The organism is Kitasatospora sp. NPDC001261 (assembly GCF_042896795.1).
GTDB lineage: Bacteria > Actinomycetota > Actinomycetes > Streptomycetales > Streptomycetaceae > Kitasatospora.
The window spans coordinates 449,823-464,597 of record NZ_JBIAXP010000001.1; the positions used below are offsets into that span (position 1 = coordinate 449,823).

Here is a 14,775-nt window from a genome sequence, read left to right on the forward strand (position 1 = left end):
CCGGGCGGGTGGCGGGGCGGCGGGTGTTCGGGCCCGCGGCCCCGGGGGCGGCCCCCCCCCGGCCGTGTCACGTACGCCGGTTCTCCTGCGCCGAGCTCCGGTGTACGCCCTCCCGACGGGAGGGGAAGCGGTCAGTCGTGCCCGCGCGTGAGGTGGGGATGCCTACCCTCCTCAGCGCGAGTCGCTGCCCGCCGTCTCGATGGCGGCGCGGCCTGCCTCCAGGCGCGCCACCGGGATCCGGAAGGGGGAGCAGGAGACGTAGTCCAGCCCCACCTCGTGGAAGAAGTGGACCGAGTCCGGGTCGCCGCCGTGCTCGCCGCAGACGCCGAGCTTGAGGTCGGGGCGGGTGGCCCGGCCGGCCTCGACGGCGTGCTTGACCAGCGAGCCGACGCCGTCGCGGTCGATGGTCTCGAACGGGGAGACCCCGAAGATGCCCTTCTCCAGGTAGGCGGTGAAGAACGAGGCCTCCACGTCGTCCCGGGAGAAGCCCCAGACCGTCTGGGTCAGGTCGTTGGTGCCGAAGGAGAAGAACTCGGCGGCCTCGGCGATCTGCCCGGCGGTCACCGCGGCGCGCGGCAGCTCGATCATGGTGCCGAGCTTGATGTCCAGCTTGACGCCGGTGGTCCGGGCGACCTCGGCGAGCACGCGCTCGCACTCGTCGCGGACCAGCTCCAGCTCCTGGACGGTGCCGACCAGCGGGATCATCACCTCGGGGCGCGGGTCCCCGCCGGCCAGCCGGCGCTCGGCGGCGGCCTCGGCGATGGCCCGGACCTGCATGCCGAACAGGCCGGGGATCACCAGGCCGAGGCGGACGCCGCGCAGGCCGAGCATCGGGTTCTGCTCGTGCAGCTTGTGCACCGCCTGGAGCAGGCGCAGGTCGTTCTCGTTCGGGTCCTTGCGGGCCTCGGCGAGGGCGACGCGCACCGACAGCTCGGTGATGTCCGGCAGGAACTCGTGCAGCGGCGGGTCGAGCAGCCGGACGGTGACCGGCAGGCCGTCCATCGCCTGGAAGAGCTCCAGGAAGTCGCCCTTCTGCAGCGGCAGCAGGGTGGAGAGGGCGAGCTCGCGGTCCTTGTCGTTGTCCGCCAGGATCAGGTGCTCGACCTCCTTGCGGCGCTCCTCGCCGAGGAACATGTGCTCGGTGCGGCACAGGCCGATGCCCTGGGCGCCGTAGCGGCGGGCGCGCCCGCCGTCCTCGGCGTTGTCGGCGTTGGCGCGCACCGCGAGGCGGCGGCGGCCGTCGGCGTGCGACATCAGCCGGTGCACGGCCTGGACGAGGCCGCCCTGGACGTCGGCGCCGGCGTGCAGGGTGCCCTCGAAGTACTCCACCACCGCGGAGGGGAGCACGGGCACCTCGCCGAGGTAGACCTTGCCGGTCGCGCCGTCGATCGAGACGACGTCGCCCTCCTCCAGCACCAGGCCGTCGGCGGTGGTCATCCGGCGGCGCTTGGTGTCGACCTCCAGCTCCTCGGCGCCGCAGACGCAGGTCTTGCCCATGCCGCGGGCGACGACGGCGGCGTGCGAGGTCTTGCCGCCGCGCGAGGTGAGGATGCCCTCGGCGGCGATCATGCCGTCCAGGTCGTCCGGGTTGGTCTCGCGGCGGACCAGGATGACCTTCTCGCCGGAGCGCGACCACTTCACCGCGGTGTAGGAGTCGAAGACGATCTTGCCGATCGCGGCGCCGGGCGAGGCCGCGAGGCCCCTGGCGATCTGCTTCGACTCGGAGTCGGGGGCGAAGCGCGGGAACATCAGCTGCGAGAGCTGGCCGCCGGTGACCCGCATCAGGGCCTCGTCCAGGTCGATCAGGCCCTGGTCGACCAGCTGGACGGCGATCCGGAAGGCGGCCGCGGCGGTGCGCTTGCCGACCCGGGTCTGGAGCATCCAGAGCTTGCCGCGCTCGATGGTGAACTCGATGTCGCAGAGGTCGCGGTAGTGGTTCTCGAGCGTCTGCATGATCGCCATCAGCTCGTCGTACGACTTCTTGTCGAGCTTCTCCAGCTCGGACAGCTGCAGCGTGTTGCGGATGCCGGCGACCACGTCCTCGCCCTGGGCGTTGGACAGGTAGTCGCCGTAGACGCCCTGGGTGCCGGTGGAGGGGTCGCGGGTGAAGGCGACGCCGGTGCCGGAGTCCTCGCCGAGGTTGCCGAAGACCATGCTGCAGACGTTGACCGCGGTGCCCAGGTCGTTCGGGATGCGCTCCTGGCGGCGGTACAGCCGGGCGCGGTCGCCGTTCCAGGAGTGGAAGACGGCGTGGATCGCGAGGTCCATCTGCTCGCGCGGGTCCTGCGGGAAGGCCCGGCCGGTCTCGCGCTCGACGATGCCCTTGAACACCTCGACCAGCGTCTTGAGGTCGGCGGCGTCCAGGTCCAGGTCGTTGACGGTGCCCTTGGCGTGCTTGGCCTCGTCCAGGGCCTCCTCGAACAGCTCGCCGTCGACGCCCAGCACGGTCTTGCCGAACATCTGGACCAGGCGGCGGTAGGAGTCCCAGGCGAAGCGCTCGTTGCCGGACTGGGCGACGAGGCCGGCCACCGAGGCGTCGGAGAGACCGATGTTGAGGACGGTGTCCATCATGCCGGGCATGGAGAACTTCGCGCCGGAGCGGACCGAGACCAGGAGGGGGTTGTCGGCCTGGCCGAGCTTCTTGCCCATCTCCTGCTCGAGGGCGTCCAGGTGGGCGCTGATCTCCTCGTGCAGGGAGGACGGCTCGCTGCCGGTCTCCAGGAAGACCTTGCAGGCCTCGGTGGTGATGGTGAACCCCGGAGGGACGGGGAGGCCCAGGTTGGTCATCTCGGCCAGGTTCGCGCCCTTGCCGCCAAGAAGATCCTTGAGGTCCTTGTTTCCTTCGGTGAAGGAGTAAACAAACTTCTGCTGGGACGGCACGGGTCGGTCTCCTCGTACGCGGTTGCCCTGACGCCGGAGAACATACCCATTTCGAAGGCACTTCTCTGCCCTGAATAGGCCACCCGAGGCTGGTACCCAGCGGTAACCCGCTAGATCGAAAGCACATAAAGGCGTTCACCTCTGTTGGTGAAATCGTCCGCCTGACGCGAGCAAGCATTCAACTCTTGAAGGCATGCACCCGCGAAGATCGTGCGATCCGGACGCACCGTAGCGACCGCGGGTCCATGGCGTTGCCCCGGCTTGATTTCCTGCACCCGGATCGCCCGATCACCGGTCGACCGACTTCGGGAAGCGATTCACAGCCGACCTGTCCATTTCGTCCACTGACCGGCCGTCAGCCCCCACCGCGTGTGGCAAGCGTCACCAGAGCGTCTCACCGGTCGAACGTAGAGCGCCTGCGCCGATCGTCGCACTGTGTCCAGAAACGTGCCCGCTCCGTGATGATCGGACACCGAAAAGGAGCCCTCTTGTCCAGGATGGACAAGAGGGCTGGGACCGGGTGGCCATCGACCCGAACGGGTCATTTTCGCCAGGTCGTACAGATCATCCGCCGGAGGTGTCCGATTCGGCGTCAGCACCCGGGCGGGCGCAGTCGTACGGATCGTCCAACCAGCCCTCCGGCAGGACCACCCGGTTGTTGCCGCTGGTCCGCCCGCGCGGGCCGTCCGCACCGTCCGGCCAGCCCTGGGACTGCTCCACCTGGGCGAGGGTTTCGGCCAGTTCGGCCAACGAGGAGGAGCCGGCCAGCCGCACCCGCAGCTCGGAACCGACCGAGAAGCCCTTGGTGTACCAGGCCACGTGCTTGCGGAAGTCGATCACGCCGCGCGCCTCGTCGCCCAGCCACTCGCCGAGCAGCTGCGCGTGCCGCACCATCGCCGCGGCCACGTAGCCGAAGTCGGGGCGGGCGTAGTCCACGTCGCCCTCGAAGATCGCGACCAGGTCCTTGAACAGCCACGGCCGGCCCAGGCAGCCGCGGCCCACCACCACGCCGTCGCAGCCGGTCTCGCGCATCATCCGCAGCGCGTCGTCGGCCGACCAGATGTCCCCGTTGCCCAGCACCGGGATGTGCGCCGGGACGGACTCGCGCAGCCGGGCGATCGCCGACCAGTCGGCCGTGCCGCCGTAGTGCTGGGCGGCGGTGCGCCCGTGCAGGGCGATCGCGGCCACCCCCTCCTCGGCGCCGATCCGGCCGGCGTCCAGGTAGGTGAGGTGGTCGTCGTCGATGCCCTTGCGCATCTTCATGGTCACCGGCAGGTCGCCCGCGTTGGCGACGGCCTCGCGCAGGATCTCGCGCAGCAGGTTGCGCTTGTACGGCAGCGCCGAGCCGCCGCCCTTGCGGGTGACCTTGGGGACGGGGCAGCCGAAGTTGAGGTCGATGTGGTCGGCCAGGCCCTCCTCGGAGATCATCCGGGCGGCCTTGCCGACGGTCAGCGGGTCCACCCCGTACAGCTGGATGGAGCGCGGCTTCTCGCTCGGGTCGAACTTGATCAGCTGCATGGTCTTGGCGTTGCGCTCGACCAGCGCCCGGGTGGTGATCATCTCCGAGACGTACAGCCCCTTGCCGCCGCTCTGCTCGCGGCACAGGGTGCGGAACGGCGCGTTGGTGATGCCGGCCATCGGCGCCAGCACGACGGGCGGCCACACCTGGATCGGGCCGATGTCGAGCGGCGCGAACTCGGTGCCGGACGCGGTGCCGGACGCGGTGGGTGCGGGCGTGACTGTCATGCGCGGCTGACCTCGGGTGGTGGGGACGGGACTCTCCATTGTCCCCCACCCGGGTGAGCGGCCTCCGCCCGCGCCGGGGCTCCCCCGGTACGGGGCGCCTCGGCCACCGGCCGCCTCCCCTTACCGGCTACCTCCGCTACCGGCCACCTCCTCTACCGGACGCCTCCGGAACGGGCCGCCTCCGCTACGGGGCCGGCGAGGCCGACGGAGCCGCCGGGGCGGTGGGCGCCGACGAGGCCGGCGCCGGAGCGATGGAGATCGACCCGGAGGTGACCGCGGCGTGCACCCGGTTCGGGCTCGCCGAGTCCGCCAGCCCCGGGTCGATCCGGCCGTTGCCGCTGCCGACCTCGCTGGAGACGGCGTAGCGACTGTCCTTCGGCAGGCTCATCTCCACCGAGCCGGAGGTGGCCGTGGCGTCCACCTCGCGCGGCGCCCTCGCGAAGCTCAGCTGCACCGAGCCCGAGGTGAGCTGCGCCGTCAACCCCGGGGCGCTCAGGTTGGTGCCCTGCACCAGACCGGAGGTGGCGTGCACGGTCACGTTCCCGGAGGTGTCGGACAGCAGCAGCTGGCCGGAGGTCAGGTCCAGCCTCACGTCCCCGCTCAGGCCCTCCACCTGGACGGAGCCGGAGGTCACCGAGCCGGACACCTCGGTCGCGGCCGGCACCTCCAGCTCGATCTCGGCGCCGCAGCCGAGGTCCACGAACGGCAGGATCAGCCGGCAGTGCATCCCGACCGTGAGCACGCCCTTGTCGAAGACGGCGGACACCACCGGCTTGCGCACCAGCCAGTCCAGGCTCTGCCGGACCACCACGTGGCCCTCCCGTCCGGCCCGCACCCGGACCGACGCGGGGCCGGTCTCCAGCTGGACCCGGTGGATCTCCTCGTCGTACGGCCGACTGCTGCTGGTGCGCTGCTGCACCGCCATCGACCAGGTCTGCAGTCCGGCACCGATCATGACCAGGACGATCACGAGCGTCCCGGTGGCCCGCCAGCCCTTCACCCCCTTCACCGCTACCCGACCTCCAGGAAGCGCAGCACCGCCATCACCCGGCGGTGGCTGTCCTCGGCCTGCGGCAGTTCGAGCTTGGTGAAGATCGAGTTGATGTGCTTGGCCACCGCGCTGTCGCTGACCACCAGCGAGCCGGCGATCGCCGCGTTGGAGCGGCCCTCCGCCATCAGGGCGAGCACGTCGCGCTCGCGCGGGGTCAGCTTCTCCACCGGGTCCCGGTGCCGGCGGCGCACCAGCAGCTGGGCGACCACCTCCGGGTCCAGCGCGGTGCCGCCCTCGGCGACCCGCTGGAGCGCGTCCACGAAGTCGTCGACGTTGGCCACCCGCTGCTTGAGCAGGTAGCCGACGCCGCTGGTGTTGGTCGCCAGCAGGTCCGCGGCGTAGCGCTCCTCCACGTACTGGGAGAGCAGCAGGACGGCGGTGTCCGGCCACTGCCGGCGGATCACCATCGCCGCCTTCACCCCCTCGTCGCTGAAGCCCGGGGGCATCCGGACGTCGGCCACCACCACCTTCGGGCGGTGCTCCTCGACGGCGGCCAGCAGTTCGGTGGCGTCCCCGACGGCGGCCACGACCTCGAAGCCCACCGCCTCCAGGACCTTGACCAGGCCGACCCTCAGCAGGACCGAGTCCTCGGCGATCACAGCGCGCACGGCAACTCCACGGTGATGGTGGTGGGGCCCCCGAGGGGGCTGAGAACGGACATCGTGCCGTCGACCGAGGCGGCTCGCTTGCGCAGACCGGTGAGCCCGGTGCCGCGCGAGGCGTCCGCGCCGCCCACGCCGTCGTCGCTGATGACCAGGCGCAGCCGGCCGCCGGTCGTCCGCACCGAGAGGTCGACCCGGCGGGCCCTGGCGTGCTTGGCCACGTTGGTGAGCGCCTCGGAGACGGTGAAGTAGGCGACCGCCTCGACGGTCGGGGCGATCTGCTCGGAGAGGTCGACGTCCAGGTGCACCGGCAGCGGGGCGCGGGCGGCGATGCCGGACAGCGCCGCGTCCAGGCCGCGGTCCTCCAGGACGGCGGGGTGCAGGCCGCGGACCAGGTCGCGCAGCTCGTCGATGGCCGCCTGGGCCTCCTCGTGCGCGTCGATGATCACCTGCATCACCTCGGGCGGCACGTCCTTGAGGGTGCGCCGGGCCAGGCCCAGGTTCATCGCGAGGGAGGTGAGCCGCTGCTGGGCGCCGTCGTGCAGGTCGCGCTCGATCCGGCGGCGCTCGGCGTCCACCGCGTCGACCAGGCCGGCCCGGCTCTCGGCGATCTCCTCGACCCGCCGCTCCAGCGCCTCCGCCCGGTCCGGGCCGAGCAGCCGCCGGGCCACCCACACCTCCAGCCGGGCCAGCTGGGTGCCCGACAGCGGGAGCACCGCCAGCAGCAGCACCCCGCCGAGGGTGAGCAGGACGTCCTCCCCGGCGAGGCCGGTGCGCAGCGCGGTGCCGGCGGGCAGCAGCCAGATCCAGCCGTACACGGTGGCCAGCACCACGGCGGCCGCCCAGGCGTACAGCACCACCAGGGCGCCCGCCGCCAGCAGCGGGCCGGCCACCAGGTGGTGGAGGACCTGGCGCCAGGTCACCCCGAGCAGCCAGACCCGGCGCCCCGTCGGCGGGCGCAGCCGCGGCACCTCCACCCCGTACAGGGCGCGCAGCCGGCCGCGCTGGACGGCGGTCAGCGGGTGGGTGCAGAGCAGGACGGCGGCGAGCACCGGGAAGAGCAGCTTCGACTCGGTGACGGCCAGCCAGACCGGCAGCGCCACGGGTATCCCGGCGGCGGTGAAGCGGACGTCCCGCCAGACCTCGAGCGACCACGGGGGGCGCCGGAGGCTCCTGACGAACGCTCGGCGCAACGTGGTGGAGGGCATGGCCGACAGCGTAGGGCCCGGTGATCACGAGCCGCCATGAAGGGGGGTTCCCGATGGGGGTGTAGCTAGCTACACCCCCGATTCGGTGTGGAGCACCACCGACAGGAGGGGGGTCCGGGCGGAAGGCTTGAGGGCATGACGAGCACTGCACCGCACTCCGCCACTCCGCCGCACGGGCGGCCCGGCCCCGGGAGTGCCGCCGGAGCGGCGGCGGCCCAGGAGGCGCTGCCGGAGCGGGCGCTGCCGGCAGGAGCCCTGCCGGAGGAGACGCTGCAGGAAGGGGAGCTGCCGGAGGGCGCGCTGCCCGCCGGAGCCGGCCCCTGGTCGGTCCGCTGCGTCGCGTCCGGCCGCGGCCGCGCCGCACTGGAGCTGTACCAGTACGGGGAGTTGGCCGACGTCCTGGTCGCCGCCCGGCTCACCCCGCACCTGCTGCGCGGGGCCCGGCACTGCCCCTCCGCCGGGCGGAGCCGGCACGTGCTGGCCTGGGGCCGGCTGGCGGCCGACGGCACGGCGCCCGCGGTGGTGTTCACCGGGCGGCGGCCGTTCCGCCGGGTGTGCTCGACGGCCGAGGCGGTCACGGTGGCCGACCGGTTCTGGGTCGCCTGGGCCGAGGGGCCGTTCGACGCGGTGCGGGTCGAGCACACGGCGGGCGGGGCCGCCGAGCGGCTGCCGCTGGAGCGGGTCCGGGAGCGCGGCCGGGGTGCGGCGTGAGCGGCACCTTCGCCCTTGCCCTCGGCCCCGCCCGTTCGTCCGTCCTGCCCGCGCGCTTCGCCCAGGTCCCGGTCCTGGCCGCGGTCGCGCTGCTGCCCTGGCTGGCGGTCCTCGCCGTCTGCCACGAGACCCCGTGGGTCGTGCTCGACCTCACCGAGTTCGCCGCCCTGCTCTCGCTGGACGCGCTGCTGCGCCGCCGCAGCCCCGCCGCGCTGTGGGCGGGCGCGGCGGTGGCCCTGCTGCTCACCGGGGACGCGCTGGCCGACATCGCCTGCGCCGGGCCGGGCCACGCGGTGCTCGCCGCGCTGGTCATGGCCTCCTGCATAGAGCTGCCGCTCGCCGTGGTGTGCCTGCGGCTCGGGCGGGACGCGGCGGTACGGGGCTGAGGCACGTCGACGCCGCCCGGCCGACGCGAGCCCGAGGAACTCCCTAGGCCCCGGTGGGCAGGCGGTCCATCAGCGCGCGGGTCTCGTCGTCCAGCGGGGTGTACGTGATCATCCGTGTCCCCAGCTGCGGGCTGAGCCAGAAGTTGGTGTACTCGCAGCGCAGCAGCCCGACGTCCGGCACCTGGAAGCGCTTGATCCCGTTGCCCGGCCGCATCACGTCGTGCCGCTGCCAGACCTCCGCGAAGTCCGGCGAGGCCTTGAGCAGCCGGGCCAGCAGCGCCTTCCAGGCCGGCTCCGAGCTGTGGTCGGCCATCGCCGAGCGGAACCGGGCCACCATGCCGAGGCGCTCGGTGCGGTAGTCGATCAGCACCTCGCGGAACTGCGAGGGCGTGAACGCCATCCACATCAGGTTCCGGTCCTCGGGAGCCATCCGGTCGAGGTCGCCGACGACCGCGGTGTACTGGGCGTTGTACGCCAGCACCTGGTAGCGGGAGTTGAGCACCACGGCGGGGTACGGCGCCAGCCGCTCCAGCAGCAGCCGCACGCTCGGGGTCACCGAGGGGCACTCCTTCACCGGCGCCGGGTCGTCCGTGCCGGCCAGGGTGAACAGGTGGGCGCGCTCACTCGGGTCCAGCAGCAGCGCCCGGGCCACCGCGTCCAGCACCTGGGCGGACACCTGGATGTCCCGCGCCTGCTCCAGCCACGTGTACCAGGTCACCCCGACCGCGGCGAGCTGGGCGACCTCCTCCCGGCGCAGCCCCGGTGTCCGGCGGCGGCCGGTCATCGGCAGGCCCACCTGCTCGGGCCCGAGGCGCTCGCGGCGGCTGCGCAGGAACGCGGCCAGCTCGTGCCGACGGGCTTCGCCGGGGGCGCTCCGGCGCTGTGCGGCGCTGTGCGCGGCGTCTTGCGCGGCGGGGGTCATCAGGCTCATGCTCCCCAGCATGCGCCAGCCGTAAGCCTGTTGCCAGGTACTTCTTATACCTGGATAACCACACTCTGGTACCAGGGTACGGCGCGGCGGATCGTAGGACCCGTGACCCAACCACTCACCGTCGCCCCCGCATCGAGCCGCGCCGCCACCACCCCGGGCACCGCGGCCGCCCGTACCTCCGGCACCGGGCCGGCCGGCTCCACCGGTCCTGCCGGTCCTGCCGGTCCCGCCACCGGCTCCACCCGTCCCGCCGCCACCCTCGGCACCGCCGGACTGGTCACCGTCCTGCTCGGCGCCTTCCTGCCGATGCTCGACTTCTTCATCGTCAACGTCGCCCTGCCCACCATCGACCACGACCTGGCCGCCGGACCCGCCGTCCTGGAACTGGTCGCCGCCGGCTACGGCATCGCCTTCGCCGTCCTGCTCGTCCTCGGCGGACGCCTCGGCGACAGCTACGGCCGCCGCCGGCTCTTCGTCATCGGCGCCGTCGCCTTCGCCCTCACCTCGCTGGCCTGCGGCCTCGCCCCCGGCGCGTGGTCCCTGGTCGCCGCCCGGGCCGCCCAGGGCGCCTCGGCCGCGCTGCTGATCCCGCAGGTGCTCGGCACCATCACCGCCGCCACCGAGGGCGCCCGGCGCGGCCGCGCGCTCAGCGTCTACGGCGCCGTCGGCGGGATCTCGGTGGTGATCGGGCAGGTGCTCGGCGGGATGCTGGTCGCCGCCGACCTGTTCGGCACCGGCTGGCGCTCGGTGTTCCTGCTGAACGTGCCGTTCGCGCTGCTCGCCGTGGTGCTCGCGGTCCGCTACGTCCCGGAGAGCCGGTCCACCACGGCCGCCCGGGTCGACGTCCCCGGCACCGTCCTGCTCACCGCCACGCTGCTCTCCCTGCTCGTCCCGCTGATGGAGGGCCGGGCCGCCGGCTGGCCGCTCTGGTCCTGGGTGCTGCTGGCGCTGTTCCCCGTCTTCGCCGTCGCCTTCGGTGTCGTCGAGCGGCGCGCCGAGCGGCGCGGGGACACCCCGCTGGTGCCGCCGTCCCTGCTGCGCATCCCGGAGATGCGGCGCGGCCTCGGCATCGCGCTCCCCTACTTCGCGGGCTTCGGCGGCTTCATGTTCGTCATCGCGGTCGCCCTCCAGCAGGGCCTCAGGCTCGGCCCGGTCGCGGCCGGCTGGGCACTCGTCCCGATGGCCGTCGGCTACTTCTCCGCCTCGCTCGCCGGCCCGCGGCTGATCGGCCGCTGGGGCAGCCGGGTGCTCAGCGCGGGCGCCGTCGTCCAGGCCACCGGCCTCGCCACCCTCGCCCTGACCGTCCTGGCCGACTGGTCGCACTTCTCCCCGCTGCGGATGGCCCCGGGCGTCGCCCTCGCCGGCATCGGGCAGGGCCTGATCGGCACCCCGCTGTTCCGGGTCGTCCTCGCCAAGGTGCCCGCCGCCCGGGCCGGCGTCGGCAGCGGCGTCCTCGCCACCGGCCAGCAGTCCAGCCTCGCGCTCGGCGTCGCCACCCTCGGCACCCTCTACCTCTCCCTCTCCCCCGTCCTCGGCATGGACCGCGCGCTCGCCCTCTGCCTGGGCATCCAGCTCCTCGGGTCCTTCACCATCCTGTACCTGACCACCCGCCTGCCCCGCTCCATCGGCTGAGCCGTGGCTCCGGGGGCTCCGGGGGCCGGTTTCCAGGTTCTGGGCTCCGGGCTCCTGCTTCCGGGTCCGGTTTCCGAGCTCCGGGCTCCGGGCTCCGGGCTCCTGCGACGGCGGTGGACGGCCTCGCGACCGGTACGACCGGTCGCGGGGCCGTCGGCGTTCCCGGGGCCGGCCCTCAACGCGGGAGCGCGTCGAGCCAGTGGCCGACCAGGGAGCGGACGGTGCCGGCGGCCTCGACCTGGGGGTTGTGGCCGACCCCGTCGAGGACGGCGGCGGCCATCCGGGGGTAGTGGTCGAGCAGGGCGAGCTGGTCGCGCCAGCCGACCAGGGCGTCCTGCCGGGTGGTGACCAGCAGGTGGCGGCCGCGGTGCCGCGCGGCCCGGTGCTCGGGCCAGTGCGGCAGCAGGAAGTCGGCTTCGAGCTCGGCGGCGGCCGCCCGGTCGTGCGCCTCCCAGCCGGGCCGGACGTACCGCTGGAACAGCTCCCAACTCGGGCTGGTGTGACGGGCCATGACGTACCGGAACAGGTCGCGGTCGGCCGCCGGGAGACGGGCGAGGAGGTCCTCGTCGCGTTCGACCACGGACTCCTCCGGCAGGTCGCGGTCGGCACCCCAGCGCACCACCGGCACCAGCAGCGCCGAGCCCAGCACCTGCTCGCCGAAGCGCGCGGTCACCGCCCGGGCCAGCTGGCCGCCGAAGGACTGCCCGACCACGGCGAAGGGCCGCCCGCCGACCTGGGCCTCGATCCATTCGGAGAGCGCCTCGGCCAGGGCGGCCGCCGAGGTCGGGCCCGGCAGCCGGGGGCTGGCGCCGTGGCCGGGGAGGTCGAGGTAGAGGCGCCGCCAGCCGGGGCGGTCGGCGAAGGCGGGTTCGAGCGGGAGCAGGACGCGGTGGTCGACGGTGTAGCCGTGGATCAGGACGATCGGGGTGCCGTCGCCGAAGGCGGTGTGGTGGATCGCGGGGGCGGTCGCGGCGGTCGTGTCGGTCGCGGCGGCGTGGTTCAGGTCGGTCATGACGGCAGCGTCCAACCCTGACACCCGTGGCAAGGTCAAGCCGTCGAGTTCGGGTGGTGGATCAGGAGAGGCCCTTGACCACGTCCAGGTACTCCCGGATGGCGTCCCGGTTGCGCGTCAGGCACAGGATCCGGCGGGTCATCCGGTCCGTCTCGGACTCCAGGGTGGCGAGCATCTCCGGTGTGGCGTCGGCGAAGTGGATCGTCCGCGGGGCGTCCAGGGTGTCCAGGCAGGGCAGGATCTGCTTGATGATCCGGGTCGGCAGCCCCGCGTCCAGCAGCCCGCGGATCTGCAGCACCCGGTCCACGAGGTACTCGTCGTACGCGCGGTAGCCGTTCGCCTCACGGCGCGGTGTGATCAGCCCCTGCTGCTCGTAGTAGCGCAGCAGGCGCGGAGTGGTCTCCGCCCGCCGGGCGAGCTCGCCGATGCGCATGTGTGACCACCCTCACCCCGGGCCGGCGCCATCCCGGCTGGACCTTGACACGAATGTCAACGATAGACGATCGGGCCCATGCCCACTCCCGAACTCCGCGCCCCCGCACAGCCGGTGACCCCCGCACCGAGGCTGCCCTGGCCCGCACTGCTGGCCATGAGCACCGCCGGATTCGTCACGATCATGACCGAGGCCCTGCCCGCCGGAGTACTGCCCGCGATGAGCGCCGACCTCGGCGTCGGCCAGTCCGCCGCCGGGCAGTCCGTCACCCTCTACGCCGTCGGCTCCATCGCGGCCGCCATCCCGCTGACCGCCGTCACCGGCCGCCTGCCGCGCAAGCGCCTGCTGCTGGTCGCCGTCGGCGGCTTCGCCGCGGCCAACGCCGTCACCGCCGTCTCACCCGACTACCCGCTCACCATGGCCGCCCGGTTCGCGGCCGGCCTGGTCGCGGGACTGCTCTGGGCACTACTGGCCGGGTACGCCCGGGGCATCATCGCGCCGGAACAGCGCGGACGGGCGATGGCCGTCGCCATGGCCGGCTCGACGGTCGCCCTGTCGGTGGGCGTACCCACCGGCACCCTGCTCGCCGGCCTGGTGGGCTGGCGGGTCACCTTCGGGCTGATGAGCGTGATCGCCGTGGCACTGACCGGCTGGATGCTGCTCGCGCTCCCGCCACTGCCCGGCCGCGCCGACCAGGCCCGCGTCCCCGTCCGACGGGTGCTGCGGACGCCGGGCGTGGCCACCGTCCTGGCCGTCACGGCGACCTTCGTGCTCGCCCACAACGTCCTCTACACGTACGTCGCCGCCCTGCTCGCGCCGCTGGGGCTCGACGGCCGGACGGACACCGTCCTGCTCGTCATCGGACTGTCCTCGCTGGTGAGCATCCTCGGCACCGGCGCCCTGATCGACCGGTACCTGCGCCCCCTGACCATCGCCGCCTCCGTCCTCCTCGCGGCCGCGGCCCTGCTCCTCGCCGCCGCCCTGCTCGGCTCGACCGGCCGGCCCGCCTACGCCGCCGCCGCACTCTGGGGCCTCGGCTTCGGCGGCGCCGCCACCCTCCTCCAGACCGCCGTCGCCGACGCGGCCGGCCCGGCCGGGGACATCGCCCAGTCGCTGCTCGTCACCTGCTGGAACCTCGGCATCGCCGTCGGCGGCCTGGCCGGCGGCCTCCTCCTCGACCACGCCGGGCCGACCGCCCTGCCCTGGTCCGCCCTCGTCCTGCTGGCCGCCGCCCTCGCCACCACCATCGGCGGGCGCCGGCACGGGTTCCCGGGGCATGGCGGCACTCGTTCGTGTGAAATCGACGCACATTCCTCGTGATCGCCGCACGCTTGGCTCTACCGTGAGTCGTATGGCAGCCAGAGTCCCCATCCGACAGCTCCAGCAGCACGCCAGCGAGTTGATCGACCGGGTCGCGGCCGGCGAACGCGTGGAGATCACCCGCAACGGGCGGCTGATCGCCGTCCTCGCGCCGCCCGACCCGGAACAGCGGGTGCTGGAGGACCTCGTTCGAGACGGCACGATCGCCCCCGAGAACGCCGCCACCGCGCGTGGCCTGGCCGACTGGACGTTGCCCGAATCCGGCGCCGGGCTCGCGTCGGCCGCCGACGCCCTGCACGCCATGCGGGAGGAGGAAGGCCATTGATCTACCTCGACTCACGCGCGATCCTCAAACTTCTGGTACCTGAGGACGAATCCACCGCACTGCGCACATTCCTCTCCTCGCACGGCTCCGAGGGCCACGCGACCAGCGCGCTGGCCCAGGTCGAGGTGCCGCGCGCGCTGATCCGGGTCGGCGCACCACAGGAGTTGCTGGACGCATCGGTGGACCTGCTCGACCGGCTTCTCCGCATCCGGCTCTCCGAACCCGTCCTCAGGGCCGCCTGCCAGTCCCCCACCCGACACCTCCGCACCCTCGACGCCATCCACCTCGCCACTGCCGAGCACCTCGAGCACGCGCTCACCGCCTTCATCACCTACGACAAGCGCCTGGCCGACGCAGCCGAGGAGCGAGACCTGCCAGTGGTCGCGCCCGGGCGGCCGACCGACTCCCGGTAAGCGGGCATCCGGGCGCCCTTGGCCACGTCGGCGCCGGACGGTGGCACCGGCGGACGATGACCGGCTCGCTGCCGCGCTTCCACGAAACCAGGCAGTGATACCTGTCGACGTCGTAGCCGCGGTCG

General features: G+C 73.2%; 14 protein-coding genes. 6 read left to right on the forward strand and 8 right to left on the reverse strand.

Translation table 11 applies throughout. The features are described 5' to 3' along the window. Positions 1–171: 171 nt before the first annotated feature. The 5 genes from ppdK to ACFY4B_RS02075 form a co-directional block, all read right to left on the reverse strand. Positions 172–2,880, reverse strand: a complete 2,709-nt coding sequence (gene ppdK, locus ACFY4B_RS02055) for a pyruvate, phosphate dikinase (protein WP_074000751.1) — start codon at positions 2,878–2,880, stop codon at positions 172–174. Positions 2,881–3,444: 564 nt separating this feature from the next. Continuing rightward, complete coding sequence (gene dusB, locus ACFY4B_RS02060) at positions 3,445–4,626, reverse strand: tRNA dihydrouridine synthase DusB (protein WP_387966232.1); 1,182 nt, start codon at positions 4,624–4,626, stop codon at positions 3,445–3,447. A gap of 184 nt (positions 4,627–4,810) precedes the next feature. Next, entirely contained in the window at positions 4,811–5,635 is an 825-nt protein-coding gene (locus ACFY4B_RS02065) for a DUF4097 family beta strand repeat-containing protein (RefSeq protein ID WP_387966233.1), read from the reverse strand. Between the two features lie 2 nt (positions 5,636–5,637). Continuing rightward, positions 5,638–6,285: a response regulator transcription factor gene (locus ACFY4B_RS02070; RefSeq protein ID WP_074000749.1), complete on the reverse strand. Its 648-nt coding sequence runs from the start codon at positions 6,283–6,285 to the stop codon at positions 5,638–5,640. Next, a complete protein-coding gene (locus ACFY4B_RS02075; protein ID WP_387966234.1) occupies positions 6,273–7,487 on the reverse strand; it encodes a histidine kinase in 1,215 nt (404 codons plus the stop codon). The genes ACFY4B_RS02070 and ACFY4B_RS02075 overlap by 13 nt, the downstream gene beginning before the upstream one ends. Positions 7,488–7,622: 135 nt before the next feature. Between ACFY4B_RS02075 and ACFY4B_RS02080 the strand changes: the two genes are divergently transcribed. Both ACFY4B_RS02080 and ACFY4B_RS02085 read left to right on the forward strand, forming a co-directional pair. Continuing rightward, positions 7,623–8,198 carry a hypothetical protein gene (locus ACFY4B_RS02080; RefSeq protein ID WP_387966235.1) on the forward strand — a complete coding sequence of 192 codons (576 nt, stop codon included), beginning with the start codon at positions 7,623–7,625 and terminating at the stop codon, positions 8,196–8,198. After that, on the forward strand, positions 8,195–8,584 hold the full coding sequence (locus tag ACFY4B_RS02085; protein WP_049657058.1) for a hypothetical protein: 390 nt from the start codon (positions 8,195–8,197) through the stop codon (positions 8,582–8,584). Before ACFY4B_RS02080 ends, ACFY4B_RS02085 begins: the two co-directional genes overlap by 4 nt. 43 nt (positions 8,585–8,627) lie before the next feature. Here the strand turns inward: ACFY4B_RS02085 and ACFY4B_RS02090 are convergent, their stop codons facing one another. Then, positions 8,628–9,506 (reverse strand): helix-turn-helix transcriptional regulator, encoded by an 879-nt coding sequence (locus ACFY4B_RS02090; RefSeq protein ID WP_074000746.1) that lies wholly within the window; start codon positions 9,504–9,506, stop codon positions 8,628–8,630. A 111-nt stretch (positions 9,507–9,617) separates the two neighbouring features. On the opposite strand from ACFY4B_RS02090, the gene ACFY4B_RS02095 reads away from it, so the two are divergent. Further along, the gene (locus ACFY4B_RS02095; protein WP_387966236.1) at positions 9,618–11,147 is read left to right on the forward strand and encodes an MFS transporter; all 1,530 of its coding nucleotides are present in this window, start codon (positions 9,618–9,620) and stop codon (positions 11,145–11,147) included. Positions 11,148–11,322: 175 nt separating this feature from the next. On the opposite strand, the gene ACFY4B_RS02100 is transcribed toward ACFY4B_RS02095, so the two are convergent. Then, a complete protein-coding gene (locus tag ACFY4B_RS02100) occupies positions 11,323–12,159 on the reverse strand; it encodes an alpha/beta fold hydrolase (protein WP_387966237.1) in 837 nt (278 codons plus the stop codon). Between the two features lie 61 nt (positions 12,160–12,220). After that, positions 12,221–12,592, reverse strand: a complete 372-nt coding sequence (locus ACFY4B_RS02105; protein ID WP_117487704.1) for a MerR family transcriptional regulator — start codon at positions 12,590–12,592, stop codon at positions 12,221–12,223. Positions 12,593–12,670: 78 nt separating this feature from the next. On the opposite strand from ACFY4B_RS02105, the gene ACFY4B_RS02110 reads away from it, so the two are divergent. From ACFY4B_RS02110 to ACFY4B_RS02120, 3 genes are read left to right on the forward strand one after another with little or no spacing between them, the layout of a single operon-like run. After that, a complete protein-coding gene (locus tag ACFY4B_RS02110) occupies positions 12,671–13,912 on the forward strand; it encodes an MFS transporter (protein WP_387966238.1) in 1,242 nt (413 codons plus the stop codon). A gap of 31 nt (positions 13,913–13,943) precedes the next feature. Next, positions 13,944–14,237 (forward strand): type II toxin-antitoxin system Phd/YefM family antitoxin, encoded by a 294-nt coding sequence (locus ACFY4B_RS02115; protein WP_387966239.1) that lies wholly within the window; start codon positions 13,944–13,946, stop codon positions 14,235–14,237. Continuing rightward, positions 14,234–14,650 carry a type II toxin-antitoxin system VapC family toxin gene (locus tag ACFY4B_RS02120; protein WP_387966240.1) on the forward strand — a complete coding sequence of 139 codons (417 nt, stop codon included), beginning with the start codon at positions 14,234–14,236 and terminating at the stop codon, positions 14,648–14,650. The genes ACFY4B_RS02115 and ACFY4B_RS02120 overlap by 4 nt, the downstream gene beginning before the upstream one ends. Positions 14,651–14,775 lie beyond the last annotated feature (125 nt).

What these genes read in the sequence shown, in the direction of transcription:
- dusB (WP_387966232.1), bottom strand. Translation starts at nt 4,626, where the DNA reads ATGACAGTCACGCCCGCACCCACCGCGTCCGGCACCGCGTCCGGCACC.
- ACFY4B_RS02075 (WP_387966234.1), bottom strand. Translation starts at nt 7,487, where the DNA reads ATGCCCTCCACCACGTTGCGCCGAGCGTTCGTCAGGAGCCTCCGGCGC.
- ACFY4B_RS02080 (WP_387966235.1), top strand. Translation starts at nt 7,623, where the DNA reads ATGACGAGCACTGCACCGCACTCCGCCACTCCGCCGCACGGGCGGCCC.
- ACFY4B_RS02090 (WP_074000746.1), bottom strand. Translation starts at nt 9,506, where the DNA reads ATGACCCCCGCCGCGCAAGACGCCGCGCACAGCGCCGCACAGCGCCGG.
- ACFY4B_RS02100 (WP_387966237.1), bottom strand. Translation starts at nt 12,159, where the DNA reads ATGACCGACCTGAACCACGCCGCCGCGACCGACACGACCGCCGCGACC.
- ACFY4B_RS02105 (WP_117487704.1), bottom strand. Translation starts at nt 12,592, where the DNA reads ATGCGCATCGGCGAGCTCGCCCGGCGGGCGGAGACCACTCCGCGCCTG.
- ACFY4B_RS02110 (WP_387966238.1), top strand. Translation starts at nt 12,671, where the DNA reads ATGCCCACTCCCGAACTCCGCGCCCCCGCACAGCCGGTGACCCCCGCA.
- ACFY4B_RS02115 (WP_387966239.1), top strand. Translation starts at nt 13,944, where the DNA reads ATGGCAGCCAGAGTCCCCATCCGACAGCTCCAGCAGCACGCCAGCGAG.